Annotated in this window: 9 protein-coding genes; all 9 read right to left on the reverse strand. The window is 62.0% G+C overall.

Annotated elements, in window-relative coordinates; all coding sequences use genetic code 11:
• Window positions 1-25: 25 nt before the first annotated feature.
• The 9 genes from PG878_RS11385 to PG878_RS11425 all read right to left on the reverse strand — a co-directional run bounded on the left by PG878_RS11385 (window position 26) and on the right by PG878_RS11425 (window position 18,798).
• A complete protein-coding gene (locus tag PG878_RS11385) occupies window positions 26-2,206 on the reverse strand; it encodes an ATP-binding protein (RefSeq protein WP_209029183.1) in 2,181 nt (726 codons plus the stop codon).
• Between the two features lies 1 nt (window position 2,207).
• Window positions 2,208-3,344 (reverse strand): cyclic di-GMP phosphodiesterase response regulator RpfG, encoded by a 1,137-nt coding sequence (gene rpfG, locus PG878_RS11390; RefSeq protein WP_209029182.1) that lies wholly within the window; start codon window positions 3,342-3,344, stop codon window positions 2,208-2,210.
• A 146-nt stretch (window positions 3,345-3,490) separates the two neighbouring features.
• The gene (gene lysS, locus PG878_RS11395) at window positions 3,491-5,008 is read right to left on the reverse strand and encodes a lysine--tRNA ligase (protein WP_043091939.1); all 1,518 of its coding nucleotides are present in this window, start codon (window positions 5,006-5,008) and stop codon (window positions 3,491-3,493) included.
• 95 nt (window positions 5,009-5,103) lie between these two features.
• A protein-coding gene (prfB, locus tag PG878_RS11400; protein WP_160958641.1) for a peptide chain release factor 2 occupies window positions 5,104-6,229 on the reverse strand; the annotation gives its coding sequence in 2 pieces (ribosomal slippage) (window positions 5,104-6,153 and window positions 6,155-6,229; 1,125 coding nt in all).
• A gap of 68 nt (window positions 6,230-6,297) precedes the next feature.
• Window positions 6,298-7,194, reverse strand: coding sequence for a LytTR family DNA-binding domain-containing protein (locus tag PG878_RS11405; RefSeq protein WP_209029181.1), 897 nt, complete (start codon window positions 7,192-7,194; stop codon window positions 6,298-6,300).
• Window positions 7,195-7,303: 109 nt separating this feature from the next.
• Window positions 7,304-14,455, reverse strand: coding sequence for a Tle-like phospholipase domain-containing protein (locus PG878_RS11410; protein ID WP_280515082.1), 7,152 nt, complete (start codon window positions 14,453-14,455; stop codon window positions 7,304-7,306).
• Window positions 14,456-14,483: 28 nt separating this feature from the next.
• Window positions 14,484-15,008, reverse strand: coding sequence for a hypothetical protein (locus PG878_RS11415; RefSeq protein WP_244672389.1), 525 nt, complete (start codon window positions 15,006-15,008; stop codon window positions 14,484-14,486).
• Between the two features lie 209 nt (window positions 15,009-15,217).
• Window positions 15,218-16,639, reverse strand: coding sequence for an HlyD family type I secretion periplasmic adaptor subunit (locus PG878_RS11420; RefSeq protein ID WP_209029179.1), 1,422 nt, complete (start codon window positions 16,637-16,639; stop codon window positions 15,218-15,220).
• The gene (locus tag PG878_RS11425; protein WP_425510424.1) at window positions 16,636-18,798 is read right to left on the reverse strand and encodes a type I secretion system permease/ATPase; all 2,163 of its coding nucleotides are present in this window, start codon (window positions 18,796-18,798) and stop codon (window positions 16,636-16,638) included. Before PG878_RS11425 ends, PG878_RS11420 begins: the two co-directional genes overlap by 4 nt.
• Window positions 18,799-18,814: the final 16 nt, after the last annotated feature.

Raw genomic sequence — 18,814 nt, forward strand, 5'->3', positions numbered from 1 at the left:
GACCCGGCCCCGCGCCGGGCTTTCCTCAGCGCAGTTCGCCGTCCTGCACGGCGCTGTGCCGGGCGCGCAATTCCAGGGCTTCGCGGCCCTCGGTCAGGCTGGCGTTGAGCGCCATCAAGCGCTGCCGCCACTCGCTGCGCACCTGCCATTCCGGCATCTGCATCAGCTCGCCGCCGAGGCTGGCGAGCCGTATCAGGCCGAGGTTGCTGGCGACGCCCTTGATCGCATGCGCGTGTTCGCGCAGGCGCTCCCAATGCTCGGCTTCGCCGGCGATCTGCATGCCGCCGAGGCAGCCCTCGGCATCGTTGAGACATTGCGAGATGAACTCGCGCTCGAAGCCATCGCCCATGCCGAGCCCGGCGAGTTCGTCCAGGACCGACGCATCCAGCACCCCTTCGCTCGACACCGGTATCTGCCGCACGGTCGTGTCGTTGCCGACACGCAAGCGCCCTTCCATCGCGATGTCCGAGAGCGTGTCCAGCAGGCGGTTGGCCACCACCGGCTTGGCCAGGAAGGTCCTGGCGCCGGCCTGCTCGCAGCGCTGGATCGATTCGGGGGTGACATCGGCGCTGAGCACCACCACCGGCGTGCGCGGTCCGCCGGCCTGCATCACCCGCAACTGCCGCAGCATGTCCAGGCCGCTCATGCCGGGCATGTGCAGGTCGACGATCACCGCGTCGAATTCGGTCTCGGCCAGCGCGTCCAGCACCGCCTCCGCGCCGTCGACGCAGATGGCGCGATGGCCGGCCTTCTGCAGCATGCGCTGCAGCACCATGCGGTTGGCGGCGTGATCGTCGGCGACCAGGATGCGCATGCCGCGCACCCGCGCGCGGTGGCGCAGGAACGGATCGGAGAAGGCGATGACGTTGCCGCTGGTATCGAACTCCTCGGCCGCGGCCGGTACGCTGGTCTGCTGCGCACCGAGGTCCGCCGACGCCGGCACCGCCGCGGCCACGAACGGCAGTTCGAACCAGAAATGGCTGCCGCGCGGCGCGTTCTCCTGGTAGCCGATGCTGCCTCCCATCGCCTCGACCAGGCCCTTGGCGATCGTGGTGCCGAGGCCGCTGCCTTCGTAGCGGCGCGACAGGCCGACGTCGGCCTGCTCGAACGCCTCGAACAGGCGCGGCCGCATGTCCGGCGTCACCCCGATGCCGGTATCGACGATGTCGAAACTCAGGCGCGTCGGCTGCCCCTGCTCGTTCTTGTGCAGGCGTACGCGGATGTCGACCCGGCCGGTCTCGGTGAACTTGATGGCATTGCCGGCCAGGTTCAGCAGTACCTGGCGCAGATGGCCCGGGTCGCCGGAGAGGTAGTCCGGCACGTCCGGGGCGACATCCACCTGGTAGGTCAGCAGCTTGGCGCGCGCCTGCGGCTGCAGGATCAGGCTGATCCCTTCCAGGGTTTCGCGCAGCGAGAAATCGCGCTTGTCGAGCCGCAGCTTGCCGGCCTCGATCGCGGAAATGTCCAGCACTTCCTCGACCAGCGACAGCAGGCTGCGCGCGGACGCCTGGATGGTGTTGACGCACTCGCGCTGCTCGGCGTCTAGGCGCGTGGTCGCCAGCACCTCGGTCATGCCGGACAGGCCGTTCAACGGGGTGCGGAACTCGTGGCTCATGTTGGCCAGGAAACGGCTCTTGGCCTCGCTGGCGCGGCGCGCCTCGGCGGTGGTGCTGGTCAGTTGCCGCAACAGTCCCGACAGGTACAGCGGGATGGCGGCCAGGCCGACCAGCAGGCCGATGCCCAGGCCACGATTGGCGATCCAGTAGTCGCTGGTCATCAGCGTGATGCTGAAACTGGCCACCGCCATCGCCACGGCCAGATACAGATAGCGGTTGCCGTAACGCAGGCCGTTGCCGATGGTGACCCACATGATGACCACGTAGATGCAGGCCATCGGTTCGCCGATCGCGCTCATCGCCATCGACATCAGCCCGTAGTCGGCCACCATGCCGATGATCCGGCGCACGTCCGAGCGCTGCGGCCGGAGCACGATCCAGGTCATCAGGGCCAGGGCCACCGCCTGCGAGATCAGGGTCAGGCCGATGACGTAGGCGCGCTGCCGCGGGGCGATGTCCCAGCCCTGCGAGAACGCCAGTTCGTAGGCCAGGATCAGCGCGACCATGCAGATGCGGACGAACGCCTGGCCGTGCTCGGTGTCCTTGCGCTCCGCGAACCGTTGCCGCACCCAGCTGATCGCCGAGATCATGTCAGACTCCCGGTCTCGCCGAGGCGGTGGAGAACTTTTCGCAGATCACCTGCAGCTGCTCGCGGCCGCGGAACAGCGCGTCCACGCAGCGCGGGTCGAACAGGCGGCCGCGCTGGGCGTAGAGATAGGCCAGGGTCGCATCCATGGTCCAGGCTTCCTTGTAGGGCCGCGGCGAGATCAGCGCGTCGAACACGTCGGCGACCGCCACGATCCGCGCTTCCAGCGGAATCGCTTCGCCGACCAGGCCGTCCGGGTAGCCGCTGCCGTCGTAGCGCTCATGGTGGCGCAGCGCGATCAGCGCGCCGACCTGGATGAAGCGGTTCTGGCTGCCGCTGAGCAGTTCGTAGCCGATGCGCGGGTGCATGCGCATCACCGCCATCTCGTCCTCGCTGAGCTTGCCCGGCTTGAGCAGCACCGCGTCGGGAATGGCGATCTTGCCCATGTCGTGCAGGCTCGCCGCCATCTCGATGACCCGCACCTCGTCCTCGGACAGGCCCAGTTGCTCGGCGATCAGCCCGGCCACGTGCGCCATCCGCTCCAGGTAGGCGCTGGTGCCGACGTCGCGGTACTCGATGGCCCGGGCCAGCCGCGACAGGGTCTCGCGCTCGCGTTCCTCGACCTCGCGCATGCTGGCCAGCAGGCGCTGCTCCAGCGACATCGCGCGCTGCTTGATGTTCTCGCTCTGCAACCGCAGCTGCAGCAGGTTGTGGCAGCGCGCGCGCAGCTCGCGCGGGCGGATCGGCTTGACCAGGAAGTCGATCACCCCCGCTTCCAGCGCGGCCTGGCGGATTGGCTCGTCGCCGACCACGGTGATCAGGATGATGGGGATGTCGCGGTGCTTGGGCAGCCGGCGCAGGCGCCGCGCGAACTCCAGCCCGTCCATGCCCGGCATGCGGTAGTCGAGCAACAGCAGATCGACCTTGCCCGCTTCGCACCAGGCCAGCGCGGCCTGCGAGTCGCCGAAGTCGCGTACGGTCAGTTCCGGGGCGATGTCCTCGATGACATGCCGCAGCATCGTGCGCGCGGAGGTCTGATCGTCGACGATGACGATGTTCAAACGATTGTCGCTTCCGTCCGCCCAGTGGAGACGGTCCCCGTTCGAGGACGCGCCGGAGAGGCTCATGCTGGCATCATGCATCTGCAATCCTCCGCCCGTCGCATCTGCGCGGGCTGCTGAGACGACAACGGGAACGCACCGGCGCGGGTTCACCCGGCGCGTCCACCTCACTTCCTTTTGCGTGCAACGCCTAGTGCAAGAACCGCACCACCTCGTCCGCGGCTAGGTTAAGCCTCCGGACGCATATACGGAAACAGCAGCACGTCACGGATCGAGCTGCTGCCGGTGAGCAACATTACCAGCCGGTCGATGCCGATGCCCAGGCCGCCGGTCGGCGGCAGCCCCACTTCCAGCGCCCGGATGTAGTCGGCGTCGAAATGCATGGCCTCGTCGTCGCCCCCCTCCTTCGCCGCCACCTGGGCCTGGAACCGCGCCGCCTGGTCTTCCGGGTCGTTGAGCTCGGAGAAGCCGTTGGCGATTTCCTTGCCGTTGATGAACAGCTCGAAGCGGTCGGTGTAGCCCGGCTCGGTGTCGCTGGAGCGGGCCAGCGGCGACACCTCGACCGGGTGGTCGGTGATGAAGGTGGGCTGGATCAGGGTGTGCTCGACCGTGGCCTCGAAGATCTCCAGCAGCAGCTTGCCCCAGCCGTAGGACGGCTTGGTGCGGATCTTCAGCCGCTCGCAGTGGCGCAGCAGGGCCTCGCGGTCGGTGCAGTCGGCGGCACTGATCTCCGGGTTGTGGTGGCGCACCGCCTCGTCCATGCGCCAGCGGCGGAACGCCGGCGCCAGGTCGATGTCGGCGCCGTCCCAGTGGACCTGGGTGGTGCCCAGCACCTCGCGGGCGACGTCGCGGATGACGTTCTCGGTCAGGTCCATCACCTCGTGGTACGTGGCGTAGGCCTCGTACAGCTCCATCATGGTGAATTCCGGATTGTGCCGGGTACTGACGCCTTCGTTGCGGAAATTGCGGTTGATTTCGTAGACCCGTTCCAGGCCGCCGACCACCAGGCGCTTCAGGTACAGTTCCGGGGCCACCCGCAGGTACAGGTCCAGGTCCAGCGCGTTGTGGTGGGTGGTGAACGGCTTGGCCGTGGCGCCGCCGGGGATGTAGTGCATCATCGGCGTCTCCACTTCCAGGAAGCGGCGCGCGTCCAGCCAGGCGCGCATGGCGCGGATGATCTTGGAGCGCTTGACGAACACCTCGCGCGCCTCCGGCGACACGATCAGGTCGACGTAGCGCTGGCGGTAGCGCTGCTCCACGTCGGACAGGCCGTGCCACTTGTCCGGCAGCGGCCGCAGCGCCTTGGTCAGCAGGCGCAGGCCGGTGGCCTTGACCGACAGCTCGCCGGTCTTGGTGCGGGTCAGCCCGCCTTCCACGCCGATGATGTCGCCGATGTCCCAGCCCTTGAAGGCGTCGTAGGCCTCGCCCAGGGCGTTGGCCTGCAGGAACAGCTGGATGCGCCCGGACTCGTCCTGCAGTTGCACGAAGCTGGCCTTGCCCATCACCCGCTTGGCCAGCAGGCGCCCGGCCAGGCGCAGGCTGCGGCCCTGGGCCTCCAGCGCCTCGGCGGTCCAGCGCTCGGTGTCGGCGAACTCGGCCTGCAGATCGCCGGCGAAGTCGCTGCGGCGGAAATCGTTCGGATAGGCCACGCCCTGCGCGCGCAGCGCGGCGAGTTTGGCGCGCCGTTCGGCGATGAGGCTGTTCTCGTCGACGGGAAGGGACGGCGCGGGGGTCTGCTCGGTCATGGGATGGGGGATGCGTGAGGAAGGGAAAGAATGCACCAGCCGACGCGGCCGTGTGCCGCCGCACGGCCTCCGTCGCCAGGACGGAGGCCGCCGGTTCAGGCGTCGCTGCGTTTGGAGCCGGCTTCCAGGCCGGACTTGAGGCTGGCCTCGACGAACTCGTCCAGGTCGCCGTCGAGCACCTTCTGGGTGTCCGAGCGCTCCACACCGGTGCGCAGGTCCTTGATCCGGCTCTGGTCGAGCACGTAGTTGCGGATCTGGCTGCCCCAGCCGATGTCGGACTTGGTCGCCTCCACCGCATCGCGCTCGGCGTTGCGCTTCTGGATCTCCAGCTCGTACAGCTTGGCGGCCAGCATCTTCATCGCGTTGTCGCGGTTCTGGTGCTGGCTGCGCCCGGTCTGGCAGGCCACCACGATGCCGGTGGGCACGTGGGTGATGCGCACCGCCGACTCGGTCTTGTTGACGTGCTGGCCGCCGGCGCCGGAGGACCGGTACACGTCGGTCTTCAGATCGGCCGGATTGATGTCGATGTCGATGTTGTCGTCCACTTCCGGCGACACGAACACCGAGGTGAAGCTGGTATGGCGGCGGTTGTCCGAATCGAACGGCGACTTGCGCACCAGCCGGTGCACGCCGGTCTCGGTCTTCAGCCAGCCATAGGCGAAGTCGCCTTCCACGCGCAGCGTGGCCGACTTGATCCCGGCCACTTCGCCGCCGGAGACTTCCATCAGCTCGGTCTTCCAGCCGCGCGATTCGCACCAGCGCAGGTACATGCGCAGCAGGATCTCGGCCCAGTCCTGGGCCTCGGTACCGCCGGCGCCGGCCTGGATGTCGACGAAGGCGTTGCTGGCATCCATCTGCCCGGAGAACATGCGCTGGAATTCCAGCTTCTCCACCTGCGCCTGGAAACGGTCGACATCGGCCAGCACCGCCTGCGCGGTGGCCTCGTCGTTCTCGCTTTCGGCCAGTTCCAGGAATTCCAGCGATTCGTTCAGGCCATCGAGCACGCTGGCGATGCCGCCGACGGTCTTCTCCAGGCTGGCGCGTTCGCGGCCCAGGCCCTGGGCGCGCTCGGGGTCGTTCCAGACATCGGGGCTTTCCAGCTCACGGGTGACTTCCTCTAGACGCTCCTTCTTGGCGTCGTAGTCAAAGAAACCCCCGTAGCGACAGCACCCGATCGGACAGATCGGCGATGCGGTGGCGAATCGGATTGAGTTCGATCATTGCGGCGTTTCCAGCAGACAAGAGCGCGATTCTAGCAATTCCGGCCGCCGCGCCACAGCGCCGCCGGCCTACTCGACGGTGGCCGCCTCGCCCTCCCCGGCCGCCACCCGCAGCGCGGCACGGTAGCGGCGGCTGCATGGGACCTGGCTGCCGTCGCGCAGGTGCACGCGCGCCTCGCCAGCCTCCAGCGGCTCGATCGAGACCACGCTGGCCAGGTTGACGATGTAGCTGCGGTGGATGCGCACGAAGCGCGCCGGGTCCAGCCGCGCCTCGATCGCGGCCATGGTGCTGCGCAGCGGGTAGTCGTGGCCGCGCACGCGCAGGTTGACGTAGTTGCCGGCCGCCTGCAGCCATTCGATGTCGGCCGCGGCGACCAGGAAGTCGCGGCCCAGCTTGCGCACCAGGAAGCGCTCCGGCCGCTCCAGCGAGCCCACCGGCGGGCCGGCGTCGGGCGCGCCGAGCAGCGCCGCTTCGCCCTGCCAGCGCCGCAGCAGGAACCGGTACATCTCCACGCACAGCGCGATCGAGGCCAGGCTGCGCACGTCCTTCAGATACTCGTAGGCCAGGCCCTGCGGCCACGGCCCGAAGTCGTACTGCTGGCCCTGCAGGCGGTAGACCAGGCTGCGCAGGGCCACCATCCCCACCACGTGCAGCACCGACAGCGCCACGCTGCCCAGCAGGTAGCCCGGCAGCCGGCGCCGCCAGGTATCCCAGTGCAGCGGGTAGCGCCGGGTCAGCAGCACGACCAGCGGCACGATCAGCAGAAACATCAGTTGGCTGGACCACTCCCACACCACCGGCTCCCATGAGGCGAAATGCAGCCCGGTGTTGCGGATGTCGATCAACACCGTAACGCTGTTGGCGATGGCGTTGACCAGGGTGAGCGCGACCCAGAAGCCGATTTCGAAGCTGCGGCGCCAGGGTTGGAAACGGGAATAGGCGCTGGCGCCGGACGGATCGGACATGGACAAAGTGTAGCGCGCAGACCCAGCAGGCCACATCTCCCACAAAAGAAAGGCGGGCGCTTGGCGCCCGCCTGAACAGCAAAATACACAGCACACAACAGAAAGCCGGCTACATCTCTATGTGACTCACGTGCGTTGCGTGGGCATGTGCGCTAGCGAGCAACGCAGAGCGCAAAGGGAACACCGCCGAATCCGCAAACGTCGCATCAGCGGAATGGGGGTTTGTCGCACCTGAAAACCCGCTCATCGCTTCGACAAGTGTCCGAATTTCACGGAAGTTGTCGATGTGGCTGATGGCGCCCACCCGCGCACCGCCATCGAATCGATGATAAAGCAAAGAATTAGAACGCCGTCCACTGACACCGGTACGCCTTGATTGCATGCTCTCCACATCATCGAATTCCGCCTCGTGGATTGCATTATTGTTTGCAGTCACAGCGTTCGCAGCGAACCTCTCGTTCGACGGCGTGGAATCGGATGGCGATAGAAGCCCCTCGAATTCGGACGCCGTGATCCTGTCGTCATAGCCGATACTCAGACCGGCCACTCCGGTTCCATCGCCCTTGAACTGATTGACTATACGAACCTGCCCTTCCTTGCCGTCGACACGAATGATCAAATCGTCATCCTGGCGATTGAAAATAAGATCATCGCGCGAAATATGGAAGTAATCAAAACGGACTTCGTCTTCCCCGCCACCAGAATTATCGATCACATCGCTTCCATGCAAACCATACTCAAAGATGTAACTATCATCTCCGGCCCCACCCACCAACTTATTATTACCCACACCAGCAAAAAGCATATTTGAGTAAGAATTTCCAACCAACTCCTGATCACTATTACTGGTGGATGCCTGAGTTGCGGAACTTCCCTCCTTCAGAACGATTCTTTCGACAAATTCAGTGCGGAGATAAGAATAGTTTTCGGAAATCTCGATGGTGTCAAAACCGCCGCCCGACAGTTCGACAATCTCTTCGTCACCAGTACGTAGCACGTAGACATCATCGCCATTTCCACCGACGAGGCGATCGTAGTATCCACCCTTACCATCCAGGCGATCGTTTCCTTCGAGCCCACGCAACTCTTCGGCAGCCGATGTCCCCTCCAATACGTCCGACTCCGAACTTCCCTGAATCAAATTACGGACATTCAACCGAACGCTATGAGTCGCGGCCCCCCCGGCACTATCGGTTGCCACAACATAGAACAAGGGCACTGTCGAACCGCCCACAGGCGCCACACCCGAGATGGAACCGGTGACACTGTCGATCGACAGCCAGTCCGGGAGGCCCCAACCGCTAGACTGAAGGGAATATGTCAGCGTATCGCTGGGATCGTCCGTAAACATCCCCTCGGGCAGTTCATAGCGCGCTTCCTCACCTCGAATCGCATTGATGGTCGCCTGGACTTGCGAATCGGCAACAGGCGGCTTGTTGAAGTAGGGCAATTGCGCAAGGTCACCTCGGTGGGTGCTCTGATCGTAATCGAAATAGAATTCGCCGACCGTGTTGCCGAAGGACTGCGCGCCAGTTCCGTCATCCTTCCAGTAGTCCTTCACCGTCACCGCATCGCCGGAGGACCCGATGGTGATGAGCAGATCGTTCCCGGCGCGCGACCAGAGTACATCCTCCGGGCGAACATCCGCCGAGAACTGAAGAACATCGGCACCGTTGTTGTTTTGAGATTCCGCGCGAATGACATCCTGCCCGTCGCCCAGCGAGTACATGATGCGCTCGTCGCCAGCTCCAGTCACGATTTCGTCCGCCCCTCGCCCACCGGTCAGGATGGCGCTCCTGGCAGACGACTGCAAAAGGTCATCGCCATCGCCGCCCTCAAGCCGATTCGAGACCCAACTCGTCGCATAGAGGTGGTCGTTGCCGTCGCCTCCGATCAACGCAGCACCCTCGACACTTGCGTAGAGGATATTGTCCTCCTCATTGCCTCGCAGCGTCGCGTTATAGCCTTCGACGAGGCGGTAGATCTCGATATTTGCGCCGGACGGAACATCGAAATCACCATAGACCAGCCTGGTATCCTGCCCACCACCGACCTCCTCGACGATGATATCGTTTTCGCCGGCGATGTAGGTATCGTCGCCAGCGCCCCCGATCAGAGTATTCGCTGCAGAAGACATCCTGCCATTCAGGACATTATTCAAACGATTGCCAATCGCGGTACTTTCCACCGAACCATCCGTCAATTCGATGTTCTCCAACTGCAGCTTGTCTGCGATGGAATATGAAAAACTAGCGCGCACCGTATCGATCGACTTGTACATCGAAGATTCGACAATGATGTCCCCCTCGCTATCGACGACGTAAGTATCGTCGCTTTCCCGACCGATCAGCGTATCGTCGCCAGCACCGCCATCCAGTAGATACTTCTTTCCCGAATAGCTACCGGCAGCACTGTCTTGCTCAATGCGAATCTCATTATTCAATTCGTTGCCGATCACCTGGCTCGGAACAGCGGTATACCAGAAGGACGCCGCCTTGACGACTGCATTCTCGATATTCGACGTCAAACGGACGATATAATAATTCGTGTAGAGGGTATCGACACCACCTCCAGCCTCCTCTTCGATCTCGCTCAAATCAGCGACCGGAGGCTGCCAGGAGCTGGTATAATTATGATACATATAATATGCATCATTTCCCTTGCCGCCGATGAACCGATCGACCTGGGAATCGCGTGTTATGTTGAATGTGTCGTCGCCATCTTCCCCGTAGAGGACGTCCCGTCCTTGACCATCGAAGAGGGAATCGTTGCCGATGCCGCCATACAGCGTGTCGTCGCCGTCATCGCCGCTGATGAGATCGTCCCCAGCGCCACCGGAAAGCACGTCATTGCCGGCACCACCGTATATCGAGTCCGGACCGAATCCACCGGAATAGGTATCAGCGCCGCTCGTCCCCCACCACGAGACACGATTGAAGTCCAGTGCCGTCAGCGTCTTCCCATCGCCCAGTTCGATCACGTGCCGTGGGGCGCCCGCAGCCAGGAATCCCTCCAGTCTCACGATTGCGCCAGGCCCGTTATCCGAGTAAGCGGCAATCAGCAGGTCGCTACCCGAAATCTGGTAATTCATGGCCGATTGAGAGTCGAACCGCGATAGCACGATCCGATCACTGCCCGCATTGGGCGCGCCCAGTTGGGCAATCGTATCCAAGCCGCTGAACGACCCAACGAAATAGGTGTCGTTACCGGTACCACCGACCAGGGTGTCGTTGCCCGCTCCGTCGTACAGGACGTCGTCGCCCGCCCCTCCGTCCAACAGGTCGTCGCCGGCGCCGCCATAGAGCGTGTCGTTGCCGGCCAAGCCATAGATGCGGTCGGCCGACTCGGTTCCCTCGATGGTATCGGCGCCCTCGGTCCCCTTCGTCGCGCGGCCCTGCAGCGCGCCATTGGCGAAGCTGGAGGCGGAATAACTGTACCCGTCCGACGTACGGATCACACCTTGATTGCCGGCGATGAAATACCCCATCAGGCTGACGGCATCTGTATCGTCCGCCATGCGAACGGTGAGGTCGTCCCCGTTACGCGTAAAGATGAGCTCATCGGACGTGATGTCTTCCCTGAAGACGATCTGATCCTTTGCGCCGGCAGTCAGGCGAATCACATCGTGCCCGAAGCCGCGATCGAAGAAGTAGCTGTTGTTGCCGCCACCGCCTGCCATCACATCGTCGCCCGCCTCGCCGATCAGGACGTCGTCGCCACCGCCACCGGAAAGCGTATCGTTTCCTGCGCCACCGAACAGCACGTCGTTGCCGTCCTCGCCATCCAGCACGTCGTCGCCTTCCTGACCATACAGGGAGTCCGCGCCGGCACCTCCGAGCAAGGTGTCGTTCCCAATGGCGCCGGTCAATTGGTCGTCGCCGTTGCCACCGCTGAGGTAGTCGTTGCCTTCGTTTCCGAACAGAAGATCGTTGCCGTCGCCTCCGTCCAACGCGTCGTCGCCGGCACCTCCGTTCAGCTCATCGTTCTGTTGGCCTCCGCGGAGGATATCGTCGCCGTCGCCACCCGAGAGATAGTCGATACCGCTTCCGCCATCGAGCGTATCGTTGCCGCTACCACCTTGAAGGGAATCGTCCCCTTCTCCACCACTCAGGACATCGTCGCCAGCCTGTCCGAAAAGAATGTCGGCGCCTGCGTCGCCATACAGCGCGTCGTTGCCGTCGCCGCCCTGCAATTCGTCATTGCCCTCACCGCCCTGCAGATAGTCGGTGCCCGCCTCGCCATAGAGACGATCATCGCCGGCACCGCCGTACAACATGTCGTCGCCGGCACCGCCCTGCAGCTCATCCTTTCCGTCTCCGCCGAACATGCGGTCATCGCCTTCACCGCCGCCAAGCACATCGTCGCCGGCTCCACCATAGATGAGATCGTTGCCGCCATTGCCCTGGACAATGTCGTCGCCCTCTCCGGCATCGATCACATCGTCGCCCTGCGCCCACAGCGGCAGACCGGCATAGTCGCCGGTGATGATGTCGTTGCCAGCTCCGCCCTTCAATGTATCGGCGCCACCGAATCCCCAGATGAGATCGTCACCGTCGCCGCCGTCGATGAAGTCGTTGCCATGCAATGCGACATCGACGAACTGATCGTCGCCAGACAGTTCATCCGCTCCGGTACCACCGTAGATGATGTCGTTGCCGCCACCACCTTCGATCTTGTCGTTACCCGCCCCACCATCCAGATAGTCGTTCTCCTGGCCGGCGACTTCCTGCGCGTCCGGATTGCCGAAACCTTTCAGGATGTCGTCGCCGTCGCCTCCGAACAGTTGGTCGCTGCCGCCATATCCGTACAGGCGGTCGTTGCCTTCTTCGCCGTTCAGAACGTCGTTGCCATTGGGATTCGCGCCACTTGCTGAAGGGCCAAGCAGCGCGTCCGCGCTTCGGCCGTCGCCGATAATGAAATCATCGTCCTTGCCGCCACTGAGGATGTCGTTGCCATCGCCACCTTCAATGGTGTCCTTGCCAGCGCCGCCAGTGACCACGTCGTCGCCTTCGCCAGCGAAGACATGATCATCGCCAGCCCCTGCATCGATGATGTCATCGCCTCCAGGCGATGTATTCGCGTCGACGTCCACCCACCCTGGCGCATTGACGACGATCTTGCCATCGGCGCCGCGATAGATGAACCAATTCTTGCCACTTGCGATGACAGACTGACCTGCAGCAGCCCACTGCTCCTTGAAGCGATCCAGTTCGGTCTTCCCGTCGGCATCGCGCCGCTGGTCGTCGAGCGCTCTCAAGCTCATTTGACGCGCGCCGTCAAAGATGTAGTCGTTGCCGTCGCCACCGACCAGGCGATCGTCGCCTGCGCCGCCTGCGATCAGGTCATCGCCATCTCCGCCATCGAGATAGTCGTCGCCGATACCACCACTCAGTCCGTCGTTGCCGCCCAGAGCGGCGACGGTATCGTCGCCGCCGTTGAGGGCAGGATCGCCAAAGGCGTCCGCCTCGTCGGTGATCGACGCGAGGTCGACCACTGCAATCTCACCGGCGAGGGTAATACCCAACTGGCCATTCGACCACTTGTCCACATAGATCGTACCGCCAGTGGCGATGTTCTTGACGACTAGGCCACCGAACGGCTCCGGAATCCACTTCAAGACCAACTTCCCACTGCCGTCCAACCAGGCCGAGTCGGAGATGCGCTCGCCCGCTACCACCTTTACATCGTCCATGTAAATGAAGCCATCGCCGCCACTGTCGTAGATGCGATCGACGGTGGCCAGCACGGAATCTTTACTGTAGAACCGGTAGATATCCATGCCGGCGCCACCATAGAGCTGATCGTTGCCCGATCCGCCGTTGATATCGTCGTCGCTACCCCCGCCCAGCACCAAGTCGTCCCCGCCGCCGGTGGCAATGATGTTGCTGTTGTGCAACGCAACGACTACGTCCGAACGCGTGTCGCTCTCCGAGGCGACGTAGTGCATGGGGCCGCCGTCCTGAATGCCCCAACGGGCGTGTGCCAAAGTGCTCGCACCGACAGGCATGCCTTGTGTTCTCAAGGCGACATATTGACTCAGCGACTGGATTCCAACCTCTCTTTGTTTACCAAGTGCCTCAGCATCGAAGGCCAGATAGCCATCTGCACGGGTCAGGACTCCCGTAATCTCGCTTAAAAAACCAGATTGTGGCGTTCTGCCATCGGCCTGTTGATAAATCCCGGCCAATACAACATCCACCATAGCAGCGGCCAGGTTTATTTTCTTAGACTGACCGTTCTCATCTATCGAGAAGAAGCCGTCACCGCCACGCAACTCCGTACCTTTTATCTTTGACAAATCAATCGCCAGTGCATCAAGCGCGCCCTCCTCTGCGAGCTGGCGCTGAACCAATAATTCCAGCAACGTACTTTTAATGAGGCTCGTCGGGGCGACATCTTGGTATACGCCTTGAAATAATCTTGGCAACAACTCCTTATAATTCTGAACAATCTCAAGAAACTGCTGAGAATTCATAAGACCGACCATAAGGGTCATCGAATGCAGATCAACTGCTTTATTAAAGTCAGCCAACATACTCCCACCCCAACCGAACATACTCTCAGCTTGAGGATCAATGGAAATCGGCTTTCCGTCGTTGACCTTGGCGAGACCGCCCGTTATGTAACTGAGCACCTCGCCATCCACTACGATTTGCTTGACATTCTTGTTGCGCCCATCCAAGTCGCCATGATCCATGTAATCATTGAACTCTTTTGGCAAATCATAGCCATCTGACTTCAACCTGACTCGATATTCCTCCATCCTCGGATATGAGCTCCCCTCCTCATATATCTGCAGCGTAGACGCTTCAAATGGAGCCTGATCAAAAACCGTCGCTTTCTTATCAAAATAAACAGCCATTAGGGAGGCGAGCCCTCCACCAAGCGAGTGCCCCGTAAAGCTGACCTTTGATTTGTCCACACCTGGCATTTTCAGAACGTCAAGATAAAATGCCGCAGCCTCATATACCTGAGCAGAATAAATTCCAGCTCCCGCTGGAATATTTCCGGTCGCCCAGTCAGACAGTTCCGCTCCCTCTTCTTTAGTAGTGCCGGCATAGGCGATGACTACTTCGCCAGTTTCTTCATTTTGATAGGCGCGCGCCATGAAACCCGAATCCAAAACCCTCTCAGGCATATCAAGCTGATGCCATTTTTCTGGAATCTGCAACGTATTCAGAGGACTCCTAACAGAAGCTTTCGCGCCATAAACATTTGCCGAAAGTCGCGCATAATCAAGCTGCAAATCTGTAAAATTCATAACAACATCCTTATTTAATTAATTAAAATTACTTGCAAACTGCACGATCATGTGTGTTATAGAACTCTGAGATCAACTCAGGAGGACCCTCACTTGGCTGTTTTGTTGCAAAAGCCACATCTTTCCAGGATAGATAGGTAACAGGCTTATCCGCATGACGAAGCCCCCAGTTACCTGTTCCTGACAGATTGACGCCCATCCTTGCGATGGGCGCTTCGCGTTGATCTATCTCTTGCATAGCGCCCTTGCGCCAACGATAGACACTTAGTAAATAGGTCCCTACAGGTTTTTCAGCACAAAACGCTTCCAAATTCCCACTCATGACGACAATCAGATATGCGTCGCCATCAATAATATCGAAGGAGAGCATTTCTGGAACCCCGCTTTTCCCGCTCTTGGCAGACCAATGCACGTCAAGAGGCAAATAATTTATTTCCTGATAAACAGGGGGGCCATCATTGGCATTAGGGAAACCACTTTTCAAAGCAGTAGAATAACGATCAACATCAATACGCCGACCGTCGCTCAGCCACACCTGTTCCTTCCATCGCATTTCCTGTTTGTTACTGCATGCCACAACGCTGGAGCAGGCGAGGAGAATCAGGAAAATTGGCAATCTGTGGCACTTCATACTGCCTCACTCAGAAAGAATTCATATCCACGTCAGCACCAGCAGCACCGGAGCGTTCAATTCGTCAGGCCCGAACCGCCATGCATCTCTGCTCTAGACGCTCAAGCGCAATACGCAAAACACAGCGCGCACTACCGCTCCTTCAACGCCTCATCGGTATGTTGCTGGAGTGGACTGAGCAGATAGTCGATAATGCGCCGCCTGCCCGTCTTGATCTCCGCGCTCAAGCTCATCCCCGGGGTCAGGCGAACCGGGACGCCCTCGATATTCAACGTCGCGCTATCCAGCTTGACGTGCGCCGGGAAGACCAGGCCGAGCTTATCGTCCTGCACGGCATCGTGGGAGACGGATAGAACACGGCCGGTCAAATGGCCGTATCGGGTGTAGGGGAAGCTTTCCACCTTGACCGTCACCGCCTGCGACGGGCGCACGAAGCCGACGTCCTTGTTCAACACACTCACCTCGACCTCCAACCCTTCCTTGGCCGGCACCACGACCAGCAAGGGCTGGGCGGGCGTCACGACCCCGCCTACGGTGTGGACAGCCAATTGCTGGACCGTGCCGTCCACGGGCGCGTGCAATGCCATCAGCCTGTTGCGCTGCTCGGTCTTGGCGACATCCTGGGTCAACTGCGCCACCTGCTCGTTGGCCTGGCGCAGCGCATCGAGCGCGTTCTGACGCGTCTCCGTCACCAGCATCCGCAACTCGCCCTGCGCGGCGCTGAGCGAGGAGCGGATCTCCTGGAGACGATTACGCTGGGTCGCCAGTTGGCTCTCGGCCGCGATGCGCTCCTGCTCGCGCAGCAGGTATTCGTGCCGCCCCACGTACTTGCCCTCGACCAGACGCGCGTAGTCCTGCGCACGCGCCGCGGAAATGCGCGCGGATTCGGCCAACGGACCAATGGCGTCCTGCGTCGTTCGCAGTTCCGCTTCACGCTGGGCGATGCTGGCCTCCAAATTGCGGCGATGCGCCTGAAAAGCGTCGTACTGACTGACCACCAACTGCTGCTCGGTCGCAACGCGCTCCGGGTTCAGACCATTCGCAGCGTCGAGCACCGGAAGTCGGCTCTCGGCGATTGCGCGTACCAGCGCCGCCTGTCTCAAAGCCGCCAGACGCGCGTTGACCAACGCATCGCCGGCCTGGGTGAAGTCGGCACCGGTGGCGGTGGCATCCAGTTCGACCAGCAATTGGCCGCGCTTCACTGCCTGCCCATCACGCACCATGATCCGGCGTACCACCGCTGTCTCAGCCGCTTGCACTACCTTGGTCCGCGAGTCGACCACCGTCTTGCCGGGCGCGACGGCAACGATGTCCACCTTCCCCAGGCACGCCCATAGCAACGCAGCACAGAAAAACGCGATCAGGATGCGCATCGTCCACCGGGCGGTGGGAGAGACGGGCGTCTCGGTCAGTTCCAGATGCGCGGGGAGAAAAGCGCGCTCGTCCGCGCTGCGGGTGGGCGTATCGAACTGCGCGCGAACGGACCATGCGGAACGCAGCACCGTCCAATACCGGCGCAGGAAATCCTGCCATCCCTGGAGCTTATGTCTCATGGCGCCGCCTGCTGCAGCCGGTGCAGCCGCGCATAGTGGCCATTCGGCACATCGACCAATTGGCCGTGCGAGCCGCTCTCGACGATGCGTCCCTTTTCCACGACCACGATGCGATCGGCGTGGCGCACGGTCGACAGGCGATGCGCGATGATCAAAACCGTGCGGTCCTTGCAGATCGCGCGCATGTTCTGCATCACTGCATGTTCCGACTCGTAATCCAGCGCGCTGGTCGCCTCGTCGAAGATCAAGATGCGTGGGTTACCGATCAGGGCACGGGCAATCGCAATGCGCTGGCGCTGCCCACCGGACAGGCCGGTGCCATGTTCGCCCACCTTGGTGTCGTAGCCTTCCGGAAGCGACACGATGAAATCGTGGGCTCCCGCAAGCTTGGCAGCCTGGATGACGCGCTCCAACGGCATCCCGGGATCGGACAATGCGATGTTGTCGCGCACACTGCGGTTGAACAGGAAGTTTTCCTGGAGCACGACCCCCAACTGCCGCCGCAGCCATGCCGGATCGGCCAATGCCAGATCCTGGCCGTCGATCAATACCCGGCCCTGCTCCGGCGTGTAGAGCCGCTGTACCAGCTTGGTCAAGGTGCTCTTGCCCGATCCGGATCGGCCGACAATGCCGATCACTTCGCCTGGACGGATCTCCAAGTCGATCGCGTTGAGCACCTCCGGCGCGTCCGGTCGATAGCGGAACGTCACGCGCTCGAACGTGACCTGGCCGCGTATCGGGGGAAGCGCAAGCCTGCTGCCGGGCACTTCGGTGCGCGAATTTAGAATATCGCCCAGTCGCTCGACCGAGATGCCGACCTGCTGAAAGTCCTGCCACAGCTGCGCCAGGCGAATGATCGGCGCGGTGACCTGGCCGGACAGCATGTTGAAGGCGATCAATTGACCGATGGAAAGCTTGCCCTCGATGACCAGTTTGGCGCCCCAGAACAGCACGGCGACCGCGGTTGCCTTCTGCACCAGTTGCACGCCCTGTTGGCCTAGCGTCGCCACGCGCGTCACCCCGAAGCCGGCGCTGACATAGCCAGCGAGCTGGTTGTCCCAGGTCCGCGTGACCCGAGGGTCCACCGCCATCGCCTTGACTGTCCCGATCCCGCTTACTGTCTCCACCAGGAACGACTGATTGTCCGCGCCGCGAGCGAACTTCTCGTTGAGGCGCGACCGTAACAAGGGGGTGATCAGCGTCGAAATCAAGGCGTACAACGGCAGCGACAGCACCACGATCAAGGTCAGCCAGCCGCTGTACCAGAACATCACCGCCAAAAACACGACAGTGAAGAGTAGGTCCAGCACGGACGTCAGTGCTTGCCCGGTCAGGAAGTTGCGGATGTTTTCCAGCTCCCGTATGCGCGCGATGGTGTCGCCCACCCTCCTGGACTCGAAGTACGCCAGCGGCAGCGCCAGTACATGACGGAACAGTCGCGCCCCCAGTTCCACATCGATCTTGCTGGTGGTATGGGCGAAGACGTAGGTGCGTAGCCCTGTCAGCAGCACCTCGAACAGCGCCATCGAAATCAGGCCGACGGCGATGACATCGAGAGTGGTCAAGCCATGATGGACAAGCACCTTGTCCATCACTACCTGGTAGAACAACGGCGTCACCAACGCGAACAGCTGAATGAAGAAAGAGACGACGAACACCTCCAGCATCAGCTTGCGATACTTGACGACCGCAGGAATGAACCAGCTGAAGTCGAATTTGGCCAGTCCACCCAGTACCGACGCACGCGAAGCCACCTGGAGTAGGCGGCCGGCGTAACGAGCGCCGAACTCTTCGATCGAGAGCGAAGCTGGGCGCTTCTTCTCAATGTCGTGAATCAGGATCTGCTCGGACCCGACCTTGGCGACGATGAAGGCGTCCCCGCCCGGCGCAAGCGCGAGTGCCGGGAGCGCGGCCATGGCGATGCGCGATACGGGTTGCGAAGTGACTTTTGCCTTGAGCCCTAGCTGCTTGGCAGCCAACAGCAGTGTCGTGTCATCGAATGGCTCGCCGGAACGCCCAAAGGCATGGGCAATCTGCGCCGCATCTGCGGCGATGCCGTGAAACTGAGCGAGCAGTACCAGGCCGTGCAACGCCAGTTGCGGGCAGCCCTCTCCTGGGCCGGCGCTCTCTTCCAACGAGAGCGGCACCATCTTCGACATGAGCGATCCTTGCTGC

It is taken from the genome of Xanthomonas hawaiiensis, from assembly GCF_031834635.1.
In the GTDB taxonomy this organism is placed as follows: Bacteria; Pseudomonadota; Gammaproteobacteria; order Xanthomonadales; family Xanthomonadaceae; genus Xanthomonas_A; species Xanthomonas_A sacchari.